The 17,931-nt window shown below is 70.5% G+C and carries 17 protein-coding genes; 9 read left to right on the top strand and 8 right to left on the bottom strand.

Annotation, left to right across the window (positions count from 1 at the left end; genetic code table 11):
• Nucleotides 1-68: 68 nt before the first annotated feature.
• From ACFYXH_RS28790 to ACFYXH_RS28775, 4 genes are all read left to right on the top strand, one after another.
• Nucleotides 69-881, top strand: a complete 813-nt coding sequence (locus tag ACFYXH_RS28790; protein ID WP_389568795.1) for an SAM-dependent methyltransferase — start codon at nucleotides 69-71, stop codon at nucleotides 879-881.
• A 70-nt stretch (nucleotides 882-951) separates the two neighbouring features.
• The gene (locus tag ACFYXH_RS28785; protein ID WP_389568793.1) at nucleotides 952-1,857 is read left to right on the top strand and encodes a LysR family transcriptional regulator; all 906 of its coding nucleotides are present in this window, start codon (nucleotides 952-954) and stop codon (nucleotides 1,855-1,857) included.
• Nucleotides 1,858-1,957: 100 nt separating this feature from the next.
• Nucleotides 1,958-2,545, top strand: coding sequence for a cysteine dioxygenase family protein (locus ACFYXH_RS28780; protein ID WP_327327112.1), 588 nt, complete (start codon nucleotides 1,958-1,960; stop codon nucleotides 2,543-2,545).
• Nucleotides 2,545-3,609, top strand: coding sequence for a YeiH family protein (locus ACFYXH_RS28775; protein WP_389568790.1), 1,065 nt, complete (start codon nucleotides 2,545-2,547; stop codon nucleotides 3,607-3,609). The genes ACFYXH_RS28780 and ACFYXH_RS28775 overlap by 1 nt, the downstream gene beginning before the upstream one ends.
• Nucleotides 3,610-3,703: 94 nt before the next feature.
• Here ACFYXH_RS28775 and tsaA read toward each other — a convergent pair whose 3' ends face one another.
• The 3 genes from tsaA to xylB all read right to left on the bottom strand — a co-directional run bounded on the left by tsaA (nucleotide 3,704) and on the right by xylB (nucleotide 6,285).
• Nucleotides 3,704-4,138: a tRNA (N6-threonylcarbamoyladenosine(37)-N6)-methyltransferase TrmO gene (tsaA, locus tag ACFYXH_RS28770; protein WP_389568787.1), complete on the bottom strand. Its 435-nt coding sequence runs from the start codon at nucleotides 4,136-4,138 to the stop codon at nucleotides 3,704-3,706.
• Nucleotides 4,135-4,596 (bottom strand): pyridoxamine 5'-phosphate oxidase family protein, encoded by a 462-nt coding sequence (locus tag ACFYXH_RS28765; protein WP_389568785.1) that lies wholly within the window; start codon nucleotides 4,594-4,596, stop codon nucleotides 4,135-4,137. The genes tsaA and ACFYXH_RS28765 overlap by 4 nt, the downstream gene beginning before the upstream one ends.
• A gap of 213 nt (nucleotides 4,597-4,809) precedes the next feature.
• Nucleotides 4,810-6,285 (bottom strand): xylulokinase, encoded by a 1,476-nt coding sequence (gene xylB, locus ACFYXH_RS28760; protein WP_389568782.1) that lies wholly within the window; start codon nucleotides 6,283-6,285, stop codon nucleotides 4,810-4,812.
• Nucleotides 6,286-6,455: 170 nt separating this feature from the next.
• Between xylB and xylA the strand changes: the two genes are divergently transcribed.
• A complete protein-coding gene (xylA, locus tag ACFYXH_RS28755; protein ID WP_389568779.1) occupies nucleotides 6,456-7,625 on the top strand; it encodes a xylose isomerase in 1,170 nt (389 codons plus the stop codon).
• Nucleotides 7,626-7,695: 70 nt separating this feature from the next.
• On the opposite strand, the gene ACFYXH_RS28750 is transcribed toward xylA, so the two are convergent.
• Genes ACFYXH_RS28750 through ACFYXH_RS28730 form a run of 5 tightly spaced genes read right to left on the bottom strand, consistent with a single transcriptional unit; the run spans nucleotide 7,696 to nucleotide 12,828 of the window.
• Nucleotides 7,696-8,949 carry an ROK family protein gene (locus tag ACFYXH_RS28750; protein WP_389568775.1) on the bottom strand — a complete coding sequence of 418 codons (1,254 nt, stop codon included), beginning with the start codon at nucleotides 8,947-8,949 and terminating at the stop codon, nucleotides 7,696-7,698.
• Nucleotides 8,950-8,983: 34 nt separating this feature from the next.
• Entirely contained in the window at nucleotides 8,984-10,429 is a 1,446-nt protein-coding gene (locus ACFYXH_RS28745; protein WP_389568772.1) for an FAD-dependent oxidoreductase, read from the bottom strand.
• Nucleotides 10,426-11,613 (bottom strand): MAB_1171c family putative transporter, encoded by a 1,188-nt coding sequence (locus tag ACFYXH_RS28740; RefSeq protein ID WP_389568769.1) that lies wholly within the window; start codon nucleotides 11,611-11,613, stop codon nucleotides 10,426-10,428. Before ACFYXH_RS28740 ends, ACFYXH_RS28745 begins: the two co-directional genes overlap by 4 nt.
• A gap of 3 nt (nucleotides 11,614-11,616) precedes the next feature.
• On the bottom strand, nucleotides 11,617-12,150 hold the full coding sequence (locus ACFYXH_RS28735) for a toxin-antitoxin system, toxin component (RefSeq protein ID WP_389569298.1): 534 nt from the start codon (nucleotides 12,148-12,150) through the stop codon (nucleotides 11,617-11,619).
• Nucleotides 12,151-12,195: 45 nt separating this feature from the next.
• Entirely contained in the window at nucleotides 12,196-12,828 is a 633-nt protein-coding gene (locus tag ACFYXH_RS28730) for a helix-turn-helix domain-containing protein (RefSeq protein WP_389568766.1), read from the bottom strand.
• 313 nt (nucleotides 12,829-13,141) lie between these two features.
• Between ACFYXH_RS28730 and ACFYXH_RS28725 the strand changes: the two genes are divergently transcribed.
• The 4 genes from ACFYXH_RS28725 (at nucleotide 13,142) to ACFYXH_RS28710 (ending at nucleotide 17,913) form a co-directional block, all read left to right on the top strand.
• Nucleotides 13,142-14,143 (top strand): helix-turn-helix domain-containing protein, encoded by a 1,002-nt coding sequence (locus ACFYXH_RS28725; RefSeq protein WP_389568763.1) that lies wholly within the window; start codon nucleotides 13,142-13,144, stop codon nucleotides 14,141-14,143.
• 79 nt (nucleotides 14,144-14,222) lie between these two features.
• Entirely contained in the window at nucleotides 14,223-15,680 is a 1,458-nt protein-coding gene (locus ACFYXH_RS28720) for a M20/M25/M40 family metallo-hydrolase (protein ID WP_389568761.1), read from the top strand.
• 119 nt (nucleotides 15,681-15,799) lie between these two features.
• On the top strand, nucleotides 15,800-17,620 hold the full coding sequence (locus ACFYXH_RS28715; protein ID WP_389568759.1) for a glycoside hydrolase family 15 protein: 1,821 nt from the start codon (nucleotides 15,800-15,802) through the stop codon (nucleotides 17,618-17,620).
• 92 nt (nucleotides 17,621-17,712) lie between these two features.
• Complete coding sequence (locus ACFYXH_RS28710) at nucleotides 17,713-17,913, top strand: hypothetical protein (protein WP_389568756.1); 201 nt, start codon at nucleotides 17,713-17,715, stop codon at nucleotides 17,911-17,913.
• Nucleotides 17,914-17,931 lie beyond the last annotated feature (18 nt).

Genomic DNA, 17,931 nt, shown 5'->3' with positions numbered 1-17,931 from the left:
CTGGAGATTCCTGCTGCGAGGATCGCATGATCGATCAACCTTTGACCTTGAGTATCTGGGGGCTTCGTATGACCGGGACCGAGCCGGCTGCCGCGCGGATCGACACCAGCAAGCCGCATCCGGCCCGGGTGTACGACTGGTTCCTGGGCGGCAAGGACAACTACCCGGTCGACGAGGAACTCGGCCGCCACATCATGAGCATCGACAACCGCGCCAAGCATGTCGCCCGGACCAACCGGTGGTTCATGCACCGTGCCACCCGGTGGCTGGTCGGCGAGGCGGGCGTGCGCCAGTACCTGGACATCGGCACCGGCATCCCCACCGAGCCCAATCTGCACCAGATAGCCCAGACCGCCGCCCCCGAGTCACGCGTCGTCTACACCGACAACGACCCGATCGTGCTCACCCACGCGGCGGCGCTGCTGCGCAGCACCCCGGAAGGCGTCACCGACTACATCCAGGCGGATGTGCGCGACCCCGGCCGCATCCTCGAACAGGCCAGGAAGATCCTGGACTTCGAGCGGCCGATCGCCCTCTCGCTCGTGGCGCTGCTGCACTTCGTCGGCGACGACGACAGCCCGTACGAGCTGGTGCACCGACTGGTGGACGCGCTGCCGTCCGGCAGCTACCTCGTACTGTCACAGCTCACCGCCGACTTCGACCCGCTGGCCGTCCAGCGGGGCGTCGACATGTACGCGGCCGGCGGCGTCACGCTGGTGCCGCGCTCGTATGCCGAGATCGGCCGCTTCTTCGAGGACCTCGAGCTGACGGAGCCCGGCATCGTCCAGTTGACGCAGTGGCACCCGGAGCTCGGTGTGGACGAAGTCAGCGAAGGGAACGAGGCGGCCTCGCTGTATGCGGGAGTGGCACGCAAGCCGTAGTCGTAGCCCGGTCGGGCGCCAGCGGGAGGCCCCGGTCCCGCGGTACCCAAATTCTGCTTATGATGCGCGTGTGTTCGATTCCCGGCACATCAAAACGTTCCATGAAGTGGTCCGCACCGGTTCGTACTCCGCGGCCGCTCGCGCGCTCGGCTATACGCAGCCGGCGATCACGCAGCAGATGAAGGCCCTCGAACGGGACGTCGGCACACCGCTGTTCATCCGGGTCGGCCGCGGCATGCGCCTCACCGAGGCCGGAGAGGCGCTGTCGCGGCACGCCGCGGTCATCCTTGACAGCATGTCCGCGGCCCAGCAGCAGATGGGCGCCCTCACCCGGCTGCGCGCCGGACGCGTCCGTGTCTGCGCCTTCCCCAGCGCCAACGCCACCATCATCCCCGAGGCGATGGCCCGGCTGGCCGCCGGCCATCCCGGGGTCCGCGTCGAACTGCTGGAGAACGAGCCACCGGAGTCGCTGCAGCGGCTGGTGCGCGGCGAGTGCGACATCACGCTTGCGTTCACCTATCCCGGGCTGCACGAACACGTACCCGACGAGCTGGTGGAGATCCCGCTCCTCGAGGACCAGTTGACGGTGCTGCTGCCGACCGGGCATCCGCTGGCGCGGCGGCGGGCGGTGCAGCTGGGGGATCTGGCGGAGGAGCGGTGGATAGCGGGGTGTCTGCGCTGCCGGGCCAACCTCCTCCACGAGTGCGCGGAACAGGGCTTCGCGCCGGACATCGCGTTCACCACGGACGACAATCTTGTGGTGCAGAGCCTGGTCGCCGAAGGTCTCGGCGTCGCCATGATCCCGGCGCTCGTACTGAACTTCCTCTGCCACCGGAAGGTCACCGGGCGGGCGCTGCAGCCCGCCAGGCGGCGGCAGATCTCGGCGTACATCCTGCGGGAGCATCTGCGGATTCCAGCGACGGCTCTGGTTCTCGAGGAGCTCAAGGCGGTCGCGGCGAACAAGATCGGCTGCTGAAGTCATGAGCTGGAGTGAGCTGAACTCATAAGCGGGGCTTGGGAAGTCGCGAAGAAACCCTCGTTGGACGTGATGGATCAGGCGGCACGACGCTGCCCGTATGACCACTTCGACCGCATCGAGTGCATCCGCAGCTTTCCGGGCAGCGCGTACGACCGACCGTCTCGACGCGCTGATCGCCGAGGTGCGCGAGGCCGTCGGGCGCGGACTGCCACCGGACCTGACGGCGTATCTGGTCGGTGAACGCCTGGCGCCGCATCTCGGAGCGGACGATCTGCTCACACCGGAGCAGTGTGAGAGCGACCCCGCGTGCTACCGCCAGCATCTGCTGCACGCCGAGCACGACGGGAGCTTCTCGGTCGTCGCGCTGGTCTGGCTGCCGGGACAGGGCACGTCCGTGCACGACCATGTGTCGTGGTGTACGACGGGTGTGCACGAGGGCGAGGAGCGCGAGCGGCGCTACCGCCTCCTCCCGTCCCCGACGACCGGCACGGCCGCGCGCCTGGTCGCCACCGGCGATGTGATCAACGCGCAGGGCGCGGTGTGCGGCTTCGCTCCGCCCGGCGACATCCACCGGGTCTGGAACGCGGGCGCGGACCGGGCGATCTCGCTCCACGTCTACGGAGCGGACATCTCCCGTCTCGGCACGAGCGTCCGCCGGGTCTACGAACTGCCGGCCGACCGCTGATGGCGCTGCTCCGGGAACGGGCGGCCACAGCCTCACCGTCCGGCTCCGTCTCGGCGCCGGCTCGCCGGCCCGGGCTCGCCCTCGCGGTGCTCGGCGTCGCCGTGGCCTGGTCCGTGCATCAACTGGTGCCGGACATACCGATGCTGACCGCTGCCGTGGTGCTGGGCATCGTGGCCGCGCATCTGCCGGTGGCGCGCTCGATCGTCCGGGGAGCGGCCCGCCCGGGACTCTCGTACGCCGCGAAACGCCTGATGCGCATCGGCATTGTGCTGCTCGGACTGAAGCTGAGCCTGGACGATGTGCTCGGACTCGGCTGGGCGACAGTCACGATGGTCCTCGGAGTCGTCACGCTGACCTTCATCGGCACCTGGTGGCTGGGCCGCCGGATGGGGCTGCCCGGCGACCAGCCGCTGCTGATCGCCGCCGGGTACTCGATCTGCGGTGCGTCCGCGATCGGCGCGGTGAGCGAGGCGACGGACAGCGACGAGCGCGACGCGGCGACATCGGTGGCGCTGGTGACCCTGTGCGGGACCCTCGCCATCGCCGTACTGCCGCTGCTGCAGCAGCCGTTGGGGCTGAGCGACGCCGAATTCGGCCGGTGGGTCGGCGCGAGCGTGCATGACGTGGGCCAGGTCGTCGCCACCGCGCAGACCGCCGGTCCCGGCGCGCTCGGTGAGGCGGTCCTGGTCAAGCTGATGCGGGTGGCGCTGCTCGCGCCGCTCGTCGCTGCGGTGGCCGTGTCCGTACGCCGCCGACGACGGGCCGGCGCGGCATCGGGCTCCGGTACGGCAGGCAGGAAGCGGCTTCCGCTCGTCCCGCTCTTCGTGGTCGGCTTCCTGGCGATGGTGGCCCTGCGCAGCACGGGCCTGCTCCCGACGGCCGCGATCGACGCGGCGCAGCGGGTGCAGGAACTGCTGCTGGCCGCCGCGCTGTTCGGCCTGGGCAGCGCGGTCGACCTGCCGTCGCTGACGCGCACGGGCGGGCGGGTCGCGGCGCTCGGACTGTGCGCATGGGCGGTGGTGGCGGGGGTTTCGTATGCGGGAGTGCTGCTGGTGATGGGCTGAGGCTCGCGCGGACGTGCTTCGTGAAGCCGCCGCGCGTCGCCTTTCGTGCGTCGTGCTTCGTGTGTCGCGCGCCGCGCGTCCGCGTCCGTCCCGGTCAGCGCTCGGAGCCTCGGCCGAGCAACGGTTTCACGTCGATGACGGGTGTGCCGTCCAAGGCTTCCAGGTTGCGCACACGGACCCGTAGCCCCTGGATGGCGACGATCTCCACGCGGTGCAGCCCCACCGGATTGGGACGGTCGGGGGAGCGAGTGCTGAACACGCCCGTCTCCGGCCGCGACCGGTCATCGCGCGGGCGCACCGCCAGCACGTCCCGGCGGGCGCGGTCGAGCCAGGTCAGCACGAGCACCTCGGTCCCGGCCTGCAGGTCGCGAATTCCCTCCGCCACGCCCTGCTCGAAGACCAGCCACGCCTCGGGCGAACCCTCGTCACCCTGCTTCGGAGCCTCGGCGCGACGCAGCAAGGGAGACTCGACCCAGCCAATGGGCTGCAGAACGTACGGCGGCAGCTCAGGGGCGGTCTCGCCGCTCATTCGGGAATGAGCCATTGTCCGTCGCGCATGAGCTCGCGGCCTTTGAGCTCGTTCTCTTCGCGCCAGGCCTGGAGCCGCTGGGGGTGAATGCGGAAGTAGAGATAGGTACTGCTGAGCCGGCGCGGGTCGAAGCCGGTTCTGTCGGCGAAGGCGTCGCCGGTCCCGTCCGGGAGATCGGTGGCCGCCAGCGTCTGCACCGTTCCCTCGATGAGGACGACATCGCGGGTGGGCCCGACGGCGAGCCGGACCTTGCCGGTGGCCTGGAGATTGCGGGCGGTCGGGCTGGAAGCTGCTGTGGCCACCAGCAAGGTGGTGCCGTCCCAGAGGAACGACAGCGGAATCAGATAAGGCGTCCCGCTGTCTGCGTCGGCCGTGGCCACCCATACGTCGGTGTCCTGCTCGAGCCGGCTCAGTACGTCCTGCTTGCGTTGTTTCGCGGTCCGGGCGGGCGGGGTCATCGGGAGCAGCCTCCTGAGTGCCGATCGAGATCGAGTCCGGGCGTGATGACGGTGGTGATGAAGAGCGGGACGACGGGCGGGACGACGGGCGGGATGACGGGCGGCGCGGTCCTCGCGAGTCTGTCACGATGACCGCGCTCCACGGTGCTGTCCGGCCCGGACCAAAGAGCCCGGACCGCGTCCACTCTCTCGTCGGCCATCGGCCGTCGCCGATCAGCTGAGCAACGTCGGCGCCGCCCGCTCCAGTACGGCGGAGACCCGCTCCCATGTCTCCATGTCCCGTTCCACAGGCGGCAGTTCGGCCGAGTTTCCGACCTGCCAGCTGCCCGCCACCGCCACCGGATCCTCGCCGGTCGCTGCGCCCGCGGCGAGCGCCGCCGCGCCGAGGGCGACCAGTTCGCCGCTCTCGGGAATCAGCAGGGGGCGGCCGGAGAGGCGGCGTACGGTCTCCACCCAGTGCCGCCCCTTGGCCCCGCCGCCCACCAGTCGCAGCGGGCGGGCGGCGACTTCCCCGTCGGCCGGGTCGAGGCCGCAGGCGCGCAGCACTTCGTCGAGAGCGCGCAGTACCGTCACGACCGCGCCTGCGTAGGCGGCGCCGAGGAGTTGCTGCCGGCTGGTGGTGTGGCGCAGCCCGGTGAGCAGACCGGAGGCGGCGGGCAGATCAGGGGTGCGCTCGCCGTCGAGGTAGGGCAGCAGCACGACCTCACCGCCTGCCTCGGCGGTGTCACGGTGCAGGCCCAGCAGAGCGGCGATCTTGTCGACCGCGAGCGTGCAGTTCAGCGTGCAGGCCAGCGGGAGGTACGTACCGTCGGCTGCGGCGAACCCGGCGAGTGCCGTGGACGCGGGCCGGGTGCGGCTGGCGGCGAAGACCGTGCCGGACGTGCCGAGGCTGAGGGCCGGATGATCCAGCAGCCCGGCGCCGCCGAGCCCGAGGCCGACCGCGGCGGCCATGTTGTCGCCGGTGCCCGCGGCGACCGCGATGTCGGCGGGCAGGCCGAGTTCCGCGGCGGCAGCGGCGGTCAGCGAGCCGATACGGGCCGCGCCGGTGGCGGCCACCTCGGGCAGCAAGTCGGCGTCCAGGCCGATCAGCTGGAGGAGTTCGGGGTCGTACGCTCCGCCGGCGGTGGAGTACCAGCAGGTGCCCGACGCGTCGCCGGGGTCGGTGGCCGCGATGCCCGCCAGCCGTTCGGTGAGGAAGTCGTGGGGAAGGCGGACCGCGGCCGCTGCCTTGGCCGCATGCGGTTCGTGCTCACGCAGCCACTGCCACTTCGCGGCCGTCATCGAGGCCACCGGCACCGATCCGGTACGCGCCGTCCAGGCGTCCGGGCCGCCCAGCGCCTCGGTCAGGGCGGCGGCCTGCGGGGCCGAGCGGGTGTCGTTCCAGAGCAGCGCGGGACGCACCGGATGCCCGGCGCGGTCGAGGACGACCAGGCCGTGCTGCTGCCCGGCGACCGCGATGCCGGTCACGGCCGACGCGGCGAGACCGGACTCCTTGAGGCCCATGGCGACGGCCTCGCGCAGCGCGTGCCACCACACCTCGGGATCGCTCTCGCGTGCGCCGCTCTCGCCGGTGACCTGGTGCGCGGCCCGGCCGACGGCGAGCGTACGGCCGGTGGCGGCGTCGATGAACGCGGCCTTGGCGGACTGGGTCGAGCTGTCCACACCGATGACGACCTTCTGGGTCGGCATTGCCTCACCTCTCCCTCCCGGCCTATTTTGGCCGACACCTAACAAATTACGTCACCCGGTCCCACGCGAACAGATCAAGAACAGGTACTGATGGGCCCCTGTGATCACATGGACGGGTGCGGTATTAGTAAGGTAAGAAAACAAATCCTGGATCGAAGGCGGTCATGGCGATGTCGGAACGCTTCACACCCACCCCCGAGGACAGGTTCAGCTTCGGCCTCTGGACGGTCGGCTGGCAGGGCAGGGACCCCTTCGGAGAGGCGACCCGGGCGCCGCTGGACCCCGTTGAATCCGTGCAGTACCTCGCCGGGCTCGGCGCGTACGGCGTCACGTTCCACGACGACGACCTGATCCCCTTCGGCGCTACCGAGGCCGAGCGTGAATCGCACATCAAGCGCTTCCGGCAGGCGCTGGACGCGACCGGTCTGGTGGTGCCGATGGCCACCACCAATCTCTTCACCCACCCCGTCTTCAAGGACGGCGGCTTCACCGCCAACGACCGGGACGTACGCCGGTACGCGCTGCGCAAGACCATCCGCAACATCGACCTCGCCGCCGAGCTCGGGGCCCGTGCCTACGTCGCCTGGGGCGGCCGCGAGGGCGCGGAGTCGGGCGCGGCGAAGGACGTACGCACCGCTCTGGACCGGATGAAGGAAGCCTTCGACCTGCTGGGGGAGTACGTGACCGAGCAGGGGTACGACCTGCGGTTCGCCATCGAGCCCAAGCCCAATGAGCCGCGCGGGGACATCCTGCTGCCCACCGTCGGCCACGCGCTGGCCTTCATCGAGCGCCTGGAGCGGCCCGAGCTGTACGGCGTGAATCCGGAGGTCGGCCATGAGCAGATGGCCGGGCTGAACTTCACTCACTCCATCGCCCAGGCGATGTGGGCCGACAAGCTCTTCCACATCGACCTCAACGGGCAGAGCGGCATCAAGTACGACCAGGACCTGCGCTTCGGCGCCGGCGATCTGCGCTCCGCGTTCTGGCTGGTCGACCTGTTGGAGACAGGCGGCTACGAGGGGCCGCGGCACTTCGACTTCAAGCCGCCGCGTACCGAGGACTTCGACGGGGTGTGGGCATCGGCGGCCGGCTGTATGCGCAACTATCTGATCCTCAAGGAGCGGGCCGCCGCCTTCCGCGCGGATCCGCGGGTACAGGAGGCGCTGCGAGCCGCGCGCCTCGACGAGCTGGCCCGGCCCACCGCCGAGGACGGGGTGTCCGGGTTGCTCGCCGACCGTGCGTCGTTCGAGGAGTTCGACGTCGAGGCGGCGGCCGAGCGGGGCATGGCCTTCGAGTACCTGGACCAGCTGGCCATGGACCACCTTCTCGGCGTGCGCTGACAGCCCGGGGCCTTGCCGGGGCTCCGCCCCGGACCCCGCGCCTCAAACGCCGGCGGGGCTGGATTGCCCCCTAGGAAACCGCGTACGCCACCGGGTCGCCCAGCACGTCCCGCACCACGAGAGCCGCCGCGCCGCGCGCCGCGTCCGCAGCCGCCGACGAGGCGCGCAACCGCCCGCTGCCCTCGGGCCACAGCCCCGACACCACCCGGCCGGCCAGCTCGCCGCCGGCCGGCGGCGACAGCCAGGGCAGCAGCGGCCGGTAGATCCCGCCGAGCACCACCGCGTCCGGGTCGAAGAGGTTCACCGCGCCGGACAGCACCCGGCCCAGCATCAGCCCGGCCTGTCCGATCGCCGTCACCGCGCGCTCGTCGCCCGCGCCGGCCCGGCGCTCCAGTTCGGCCACGCCCGCCGCGCCGGTGGACTCGTCGATGCCCGCGGCCCGCAGCAACGCCGACTGACCCGCGTACTGCTCCAGACAGCCCCGCGAGCCGCAGCGGCACTCGGGGCCGTCCGCGGACACCACGACATGGCCGATCTCCCCGGCGAATCCGTGCGCCCCGCGCAGCAGTTCACCGTCCAGGACCAGCGCGCCGCCGACGCCGATCTCGCCCGACAGATAGAGAAAGCTGCGCACCTCGCCCAGACCGCCGAACCACAGCTCGGCCAGGGCCGCCAGATTGGCCTCGTTCTCCGCGTGCACCGGCAGCGCGGGCAGACCGGGCCGCAGCGCTGCGAGCGCCTCGGCGAACGGAGTCTCGGCCGCGACCCGGGTCCAGCCCAGATTGGGCGCCTGCCGGACCGTACCCGCCGAGATGAGCCCGGGCAGCGCCAGTTCCGCGCCGACCGGCCGCAGCTCCTGCTCGGCGGCCGACGTCAGCGCCCGGGCAGCTATCCCGGCAGCTCGGGCGAGTACCTGGGCGGGAGGCGCGCCACGGTTGTCGAGATGCTCGACCAGACGCACCCGGTCGGTGCCCGCCAGATCCACCACACACACCGACACATAGTCGACGTTGATCTCGACCCCGATGCCCGCGACGCCGGTACGGGCCACTTTCAGTACCGTGCCGGGCCGGCCGGCCTGACCGCTGAACGTCTTCCCGGACTCCGACAGGAAGCCGCTCTCCAGGAGTTGCTCTACCAGCGAGGAGACGGCCGCACGGGTCAGCCCCACCCGCGCCGAGACACCGGCCCGCGTCACCTCGCCCTCGTCGCGGACAGCCCGCAGCACCAGGCTGAGATTGTGCCGTCGCACCGTCTCCCGGTCGGCCTTGGGCTCCAGCGGTGTGTGGTTGCCCGCGGAGCCGCTCGTGTCATTGCCGTTCATCTCGCGGCCGAGCCTAGGCGATCCGCTTCCGATCTCACGCCTCGGCCGGGTCGGTCTCCGGCTCGCTGTGCGGTTCCTCGGCGATCTGCAGCTCCTCGTCGGTCAGCGGCGGCCCCGGCAGGCGCGGCAGCCGGGGCCCGCGCAGCGCGGCCAGCACGACCCGCGGCCCGACCAGCGAGGTGAGCGGTGCGGAGAGCGTCATCACATCCGTCAGAGCGGTGGTGACCAGGAAGTTGCCGGTCGAGGTCAGCATCAGACGGTCGACGTAGCGGCCGAGCAGCCGGTCCACCGCGCCCGGCTGCTTGCCGGTCGCCCCCGGGTAGAAGATGTCCTGCCCCGTGGCCAGGTCCCAGGCCGTTCCGGTGGACTTGGAGATGGCCCGCTGTGCCCGCCTGGCCAGCCCGGCCGAGGTGGGCCCGTGCGTCCGGATCTGGTCGCGCAAGGCCCGTACGCCCTGCGCCGCCACGGACATTCCGTGGCCGTAGATGGGATTGAAGGTGGCCACAGAGTCACCCACCGCGACGAAACCGTCGGGCCAGCCGGCGACCTTCTCGAAGTACCTGCGCCGGTTGGCCGTGTTGCCGAACGTGACCACGTCGCTGATTGGCTCGGCACGCGAGATGAGCTCACCGACTATGGGGTGCCGCACTCCGCGCGCGAATGCCTCGAAGGCATCGGCCGCCTTGGTGGGCTGCCCGCCCCGGGTGCCGGACAGTGTCACGAGCCAGCGCCCGTCCTCGACCGGGAGGACGAGTGCGGCCTGTCCGGGCCGCTGCTCGCGCGCGTTGGACTGCACATTGACGATGGGGAACTCCGCCGTGCCCCCTGGAGCACGGAAGAGGCGGCTGGCGTACACCAGGCCGGCGTCCACCTGGTCCTCGCGCACCGCATCGACGCCCAGCGCCCGCAGCAGTTCCGGCGCGCGAGTGCCGCGGCCGCTGCAGTCGACGACCAGATCGGCAGCCAGAACGCGCTCGCCGCCGTCGGGGGTCCGTACCCGCACCCCTGTCACACGGGCGGAACTTCCTTCGAGGGCGAGCAGTTTGGTGTGCTCGAGCAGGGTGATGCGCGGCTCTGCCAGGACCTGCTCGCGTACGACCCAGTCGAGCAGATCGCGGCTGCAGGCGATCAGGTAGTGAGTCTCGGTCCAGCGCCGGTACCAGCCCTGCGGAGACAGTCCGACCATGCCCGTCGGCAGTGGGATGCGGCGGGCGCCGGCCGCCAGCCAGCGAGCGGTGACACCGGGCAGCAGGGACTCGATCGCCTCCACTCCTCCGCACCACAGTATGTGGGCATGACCTGCCTGAGGCAGGTGCTTACGGGGTTCGGGGCCGGCCGGGAGAGAGTCGCGTTCCACGACGGTGACCTCGTCGGCGAACTCGCCCAGTGCGGCGGCCGCCAGCATCCCGGCCAGTCCTCCGCCGACGACGACGGCGTGACGGAGGGCAGGGCCCGCGCCGGGTCTGTGTGGTTGGCTCATGGTTGGCTGCTCTCTGACCTGGCCGCACAACGGCGGGCTGCTGCAACGACAGGCGAGTGACGCAACGCTTGGGACATACCGACGAGATCGCGCTGGGCCTGCTCGGGTGCGGCGGAACGGGTGTCCGCCGCGGTGATGATCATCCCCTGCGGGTCGGCGTCCCGGGCGATCACCGCGGCGGCGAGCATCGCCGCCTCGGCGACGGCCTCCGCCTGGTGCGTATCGGTCCCCGAAGCGAGCGCCGCGGCGTGGGACTCCGCCCGCAGGCCGTGGTCGAAGTACGGGTCCAGAGCGAGGATGCCGTCGTGGATGAACGCTTCCCGCTGGGTCAGCCGGAGGTCGAGGGACGACCACCGGGAGATCTGGACCGCCATGGCACCTTCAGGAGCGGTGGAGCGCAGTTCGCGCCAGAGCGCGCCCAGCTTCCAGTAGGTGGACCAACTCTGCCAGGACTCGGAGAGGCGCTGTCCGGCCACCGGGAGAATGAACCCGGCCGCGATGATCAGAGCGGAGGCGGACGCCAGCGGCGGTGCCACGCGGGTGCTCAGGGCGTCCCAGTTGTGCCCGGCCCACCGAGCGGATACGGCGGAGTACTTGGCCGCGTCGAAGCCGAGGTTGAGGAAGTAGCCGATCATGATGAGCACCAGACCGGTGCGCAGCCAGCCGTGGACCCGCAACGACCAGCGCCAGCACAGGACGGTCATCACGACCGCCGCCACCGTGTGCGCCACAAGATAGAGGACGATCATCTCGCGCATGTACGGAGTGTTCGCGTAGTACGTGTCCAGGTCCCGCAGCCGCTCGACGGGAGCGTCACCGAGGGCGAAGAGGACGATCATCGCCACGATGACCGTGCCGTACGCGGTGATGCAGCGGCGGGACGCACGCCGGGTGACTTCGGGCGGGCCTCCGCGCCAGTTGATGATGAGCACAAGGCAGGAAGCGCTGAAGGCCGTGAGGATGCAGTAGACGAGCGGCGCGGAGAAGTTGGGTACACCGGTGATGCGGTTCACCGCGGCGATGGTGGGCGGCGCCGCGAAGAAGAACACCGAGACGGCCACCAGCAACAGCGCGCTGACGGACCGCAACAGCGGATCACGCCAGGTGCGGCTGATTCCGGGCAGCCGGAACGCGAACGCGACGGCGAGCGCGGCCCCGGGTATGTAGAAGTCCAGACCCTCCACGCATCAGCCCTGCGGCTTTCGGTACCCCAGTGACGCTTCGATCCGGCCTTCGATCGCATCCCGGCCGGGAACGCGGCCGCGTGTGTGCGAACCGGCCAGCCAGGAACGGCATTTGGTGCTCAGCAGCAGTCCGAAGGTCTCCGCCTCGTTCTCCTCGGCCGCGTCGAAGCGTGTACGGGCGGCGACCTTGAGCACGGTGTCCTGCAGATCGGCGCCGTCCGTCAGCAGCCGCGCCGCGACGGCCGCGCCTTCGACATGGTGGCTGCAGTGGCCGGCCTGCATATGCCACAACTCATGGCCAAGAATGACCAGTTGGTGGTCGGGAGCGGTACGTTCCTCAATGACGATCAGATCCTGGTCGGCCATGTCGAGCCACAGTCCGCTGGCGGTTCCCGGCGGGAACGAGGCCACGCGGAACTGGACCGGCCGACCCCGGCGGCTGCCCATCTTCTTGCACAGCGCCGCATAGAGATCTGCCGGTTCCGCAGGGACGGGCAGGTCGATTCCGGCGATGAGCTCGCCGCACAACCGCCGCATCTCTTTGCCTATGCTCACCGTTCTCCCGTCGGCGCAGAGTTCATTTCAGGACTCCGTCGGCTTGACGCTCTCCAGGAGCATGTCGAGCCACTCGGTGACCTTGTCCCGGTGTTTGTCGGTGGGGAGTTGGGCCGCACGCCAGGCGATGCCCCGTACCCCGTGGTCCTGCAGCAGACGCTCCAGCGGATCGCCGTCACCGGCGAAGTCCTGCAGCAGGGTCTGCTCGGTGCGCTGCAGTGCGCCGTCGAGTGCGTCGGCGTCCTCGGCGGTCAGGAATCCGGCGTGGACCTTGAAGAACCGCTGGATCGCGTCGCAGTGTTCCATGGTCGGCCGGCGGTCGCCGTTGATGAGGGCCCCCGCCTGCTGCCGTGACATGCCCGCGCCGTCGGCGATCTCCTGCTGGGTGTAGCGGCGGCCGTTGGGCTTCAGCCGTGTTCTGCGCAACAGGTCGAAGCGCTGCAGAAAGCGTGCCTGGAGGTCGGGTTCGCCGGCCCGCCGCCCGGCGAGCAGGGCGCCGACCACGTCGGCGGGGACGCCCGAGGCCTCGGAGAGCTGATGGACGTCGAATACCTCGCTGTGGGTCAGCCCGAGCTTGTCCGCGAGCTCGGCGACACGGGCAACGGATGCCGCCAGGGGGACTGTGGCCGTCGAACCCGGAACCGAGAAGCCGTCTGTCACCAGTAGGTCTCCTAGATCACGCGAGGCAGCCCCGCATACAGTGGCGCTGCCGGGAGATTATCCGTTTCGGGAGAGCGTAGCCAGGTCTTGCCACAGCTGTGGCGCGAATTGAGCGGTCAACGGCGGGCAATGCCACGATAGTTGACATGGTCGTTGTTGCGGTAGCAGGATCGCCACGCGGTGATGATGATCCAAATGGCCCTGCCGCAGCGGGACTTCGAGAAGGGTGGCGTTCTCGATGACACATGAGGCAGGCGTGGAACGGCCTGGTGTCCAAGGGCGCCGCGGGTGTGCCGGAACGGGCCGTGGCGCGGTGCGGGCGAGGCGAGTCACCGATGTCCTCAGGCGGCGCCGGGAGGAGCTCGGCCTGAGCGTGGAGGACGTCGCCGCGCGGCTCGAGATCAGCACGGGCGCGTACGGCAGCTGGGAGCGGACACCCGCCCAGGAGTGGACCGACGAGACGCTCTGTGCCCTGGTCAAGGCTCTCGAGATGAGCGATCAGCAGGGAGGATGGCTCTTCCGCCTCGCCGTCGACCGTGATCCGCCGCCGCCCTGGAAGACGCCTGTCGGGGCGTCCGTTCCGGCGCCTCCGCTGGGGCCCGCGCGGCCGTCCGGTCCCGCGTTTCCGTCCGGGCCCGCACGTCCGTACATCCCTGTGTCTCCGTCGTTGCCCGCGAGCCCATCCGGTCCCGCGGAGGCCGATCCCGCGGAGAGTCCCGACCCCGAGACACGGGCCTATCTGCGTGACTACGCCGTGATGATGGACGCCGTGCCGCTGCCCTCCGTGCTCTTCGACCGGCGCTGGGAGGTGGCGCACGCCAACCCGGCCTTCGACGCGCTCTTCCGCGGCATCGGGCCGCACCCCACGGCCATGCCGGACCAGAACTTCCTCCGGTTCGTGCTCTTCCACCCGGACGCGGGCACGGTGCTCGCCGACCGCGAGACGAGCTGGTGCCTGCCATTGCTGGCGCAGTTGGAGTCGGCCCTGGAGAGCGACGACGAGGACCGAGTCCTTCAGGCCATTCGTCACGACATCGCCCAGGACCCGATCATGGACGCCGCCTACCGGTGCGGTCTTCCGCACTGGATGCGCGCCGCGGGCGCGGCCGCTGTCCATCACGATGGCGCCCTACGACCGCTCCATCACCCCGATCCCCGCCGGGGACGCACCGAGTGCCGGATCGTCGACGAGACCCCCGCGAGCCTTCAGGGCCGGGGGTTCACCAGGATGACGCTGGTACTGCGCGAAACGCGCGTAGCCGAACCGGTGCTGCGGCGGGGCAAATCGCATCTGAGGGCCGTCTCCAGCGGCTGAGCCGGGACCGGGGGCCGACGCCGGTGGCAGCGGCCCCCTCACCCTTGTCAGTGGTTGGCACGTCCATGACCATGAGCTCATGTCGCAGCAGACCTCAGGAAACGCAGGCGGCCCCACCAACCCCCTTGGCACCGGCCGGAGAACGGTTCTGTCGGCCGCGGCCGGAACCGCCGCGCTCGGCGCGGCGCTGACCGGCGTCGGCGCACCGCCCGCGGCCGCCGCGGCGCGCACCCCCGACCGGGACCGCCCCGCCACCGCCCAGCTCCCCTCCCGCGAACTGCGCGCGCTCCTGCGGGAGATCGACCGGGACCGTATCGAGGCGACGGTGCGCAAGCTCGCCTCCTTCGGCACCCGGCACACCCTCTCCAGCCAGGACGACCCGAAGCGCGGGATCGGCGCGGCCCGCGACTGGATCCTCGCCGAGCTGAAGCGGTACGCCACGGGCAGCGGCGGCCGGATGACGGTCGAGCTGCAGTCGTACATCCAGGAGCCGGTGCCGCGTATCCCCGTGGCGACCCGTATCACCAACATCGTCGCGACCCTGCGCGGCTCCGCCGCCCCCGACCGTGTCTATGTCGTCTCCGGGCACTACGACTCACGCGCCACCGACGTCATGGACGCAACCAGCGACGCGCCCGGCGCCGACGACGACGCCTCCGGGGTCGCCGTCGCCATGGAGCTCGCCCGGGTCATGGCCACCCGCCGCCCCGCCGCGACCATCGTCTTCGCGGCCGTCGCCGGCGAGGAGCAGGGCCTGTTCGGCGCGGCCCACATGGCGCAGACCTTCAAGACGGCCGGCGTGGACCTCCAGGGCATGTTCACCGACGACATCGTGGGCAGCCCCACGGCCGACGACGGGGCCCGGGATCCGTACACCATCCGGCTGTTCGCCGAGGGAGTCCCCACCTCCGAGACCCCCGAACAGGCCGCGACCCGCCGCTCGGTGGGGGGCGAGAGCGACTCCCCGTCCCGCCAGCTCGCCCGCTTCGTACGCGATGTGGCCGACAACGACGCCACCGGTATGCACGTCCGCGTCGTCTACCGCCGCGACCGCTATCTGCGTGGCGGCGACCACATCCCCTACCTCGAACGCGGCTTTCCCGCGGCCCGGTTCACCGAGCCCGCCGAGGATTTCGCGCACCAGCACCAGGATGTGAAGGTGGTCGACGGCAAGCAGTACGGCGATCTGCCGGAGTTCTGCGACTTCGGCTACATCGCGCGCGTGGCCAAGGTCAACGGCGCCGCCCTGTGGACCCTCGCCCAGGCGCCCGGCACCCCCAAGGGAGCGAAGATCCTCACCAGCGCGCTGACCAACGCGACCGAGCTGGTGTGGCAGCGCGGCAGCGAAGCCGATCTCGCCGGCTACGAAGTGGTGTGGCGCGAAACCACCGCGCCCGAGTGGACTCATATCGTCCCGGCCGGTGACACGACCAGCCACGCGGTCGATCTCTCCAAGGACAACGTCTTCTTCGGCGTCCGCGCCGTGAACCGGGCCGGGCTGCGCAGCCCGGTGGCATTCCCCGCTCCCCAGCGCTGATTCAGCGGCCAGCCGAGACTTGAGGTGTCACGCGTAACGTGCCCGAATCCCCTGCGTTCCGCGGGGGAGACGGGGGTCCGCCTCCGGAAGACGGCTGCGACGGTGTTCCGGGAGTTCGTGTGGCTGCGCTCATCGAGGACTATGCACTGATCGGGGACATGCAGACCGCCGCCCTGATCGCCAGGGACGGATCGGTGGACTGGTTCTGTCTGCCGCGCTTCGACTCGCCCGCGGTCTTCGCCGGGCTGCTCGGCACCGAGGACCACGGCTTCTGGCGGCTGGCGCCCGTGGGGCCCGCAGACGGCGCGGGCGCCGCCACCCGTCGCCGCTACCGCGGTGACTCACTTGTCCTGGAATCGGAGTGGGACACGCCGGAAGGAACGGTTCGGCTGATTGACTTCATGCCGCCCAGGGGCGCGGGCCGCGGTAGGCCGGATGCCGCACCGTGTCTCGTACGAATAGTGGAGGGCGTCTCAGGCCGGGTCCGCATGAGTTCCGCACTGCGGATGCGCTTCAGCTACGGCCGGATCGTCCCGTGGGTGCAGCGCGAGCACGGACCCGGCGGCCGGGACCGGCTCGTCGCCGTGGCCGGCCCGGACGCGCTCTGGCTCGACGCGGACGTCGGCACCTATGGCAGCGATCTGACCACCCACGCCGCCTTCAGCGTCGGCGCGGGCGAGCGAGTCACCCTCACCCTGAGCTGGCAGCCCTCCCACGGCGACGCGCCGTCCCGGCCCGACGCCGCCCAACTCCTCACCGACACCGAGAACTTCTGGTCCCGCTGGACCGGCCAGTGCAGCTACTCGGGACCCTGGCGCGAGGCCGTGGTCCGCTCGCTGATCACCCTCAAGGCGCTCACCTACGCCCCGACCGGCGGAATCGTCGCCGCGCCCACCACCTCCCTGCCCGAGGAGATCGGCGGCGTACGCAACTGGGACTACCGCTACGCCTGGCTGCGCGACGCCGCCATGACCCTCACCGCCCTGCTGCGCACCGGCTACCGCGAGGAGGCCCGCCGCTGGCGGGAGTGGCTGCTGCGGGCCGTGGCCGGGGACGCGCAGAACCTCCAGATCATGTACGGAGTCGCGGGCGAGCGCGAATTGCCGGAGGCCGAACTCCCGTGGCTGCCCGGCTACGAGAAGTCAGGACCGGTTCGCATCGGCAACGGTGCCGCCAACCAGCTCCAGCTCGATGTGTACGGAGAGGTCGTGGACGCCCTCTGGCTGGGCCAGACCTCGGGACTCTCCCGCGACGACAGCACCCACATCCTCCAGATGAAGCTGATGAACCACCTCGAGTCCAACTGGCGGGAGCCGGACGAGGGCATCTGGGAAGTGCGCGGCCCACGCCGCGACTTCGTCCACTCCAAGGTGATGACCTGGGTCGCCGCGGACCGCACCGTACGCAGACTGTCGAGGCTGCCACTGGAGAGCCCGGTGCAGCGCTGGCGAGCGCTGCGCGACGAGATACACCGCGACGTCTGCGCCCACGGCTACGACCCCGAGCGCAACACCTTCACGCAGTACTACGGCTCCAGCGAACTGGACGCTTCGCTACTGCTCATCCCGCAGATGGGCTTTCTGCCGCCCGACGACCCGCGTGTGGTCGGCACCATCGAAGCCGTGCAGCGGGAGCTGTGCGACGACGGCTTCGTACGCCGCTATCCGGTACCCGGGGGCGGTTCGGACACGCTCGGCGGAGACGGACTGCCCGGCGGCGAAGGCGTCTTCCTGGCCTGCTCCTTCTGGCTCGCGCACGATCTGGCGATGATCGGCCGCAGGTCCGAGGCACGCCAACTGTTCGAACGGCTGCTGGCGCTGCGTACGGATCTCGGTCTGCTGGCCGAGGAGTGGGACACCCGGCGCGGCCGGCTGGTGGGGAACTTCCCCCAGGCCTTCAGCCATGTGCCGCTGATCGACACGGCTCTGCGGCTGTCCTGAGCGCAGGTCCGCGGCCCGCGCCTAGAGCGAGAGTCGACCGGCCCGGCGCATGGTCGTACTGCACTTGCATTTCCGCGCAGAGGAGAGTGGCCATGTCGTCATTTAGAAGTTTCATCCTCGTCAATGTGCTGCGTCCGATGGGCCGGGCACTGATCGCCTACGGGATGTACTGGGTGTGGATCCCGGGCGTCAACCATGAGGAAATCATGCCGCGAGACAGTTTCCCCCGAGAAGACAGCCAGGAATATCTCAGTCTCTTCGATCAGATTGAGCCGCCTTCAAGGCGGCCTTGAGACGCATTTCCCAAGCTC

Source organism: Streptomyces sp. NPDC002730, assembly GCF_042888805.1.
GTDB lineage: Bacteria > Actinomycetota > Actinomycetes > Streptomycetales > Streptomycetaceae > Streptomyces.
This window is presented reverse-complemented; position numbering and strand designations above follow the sequence as displayed.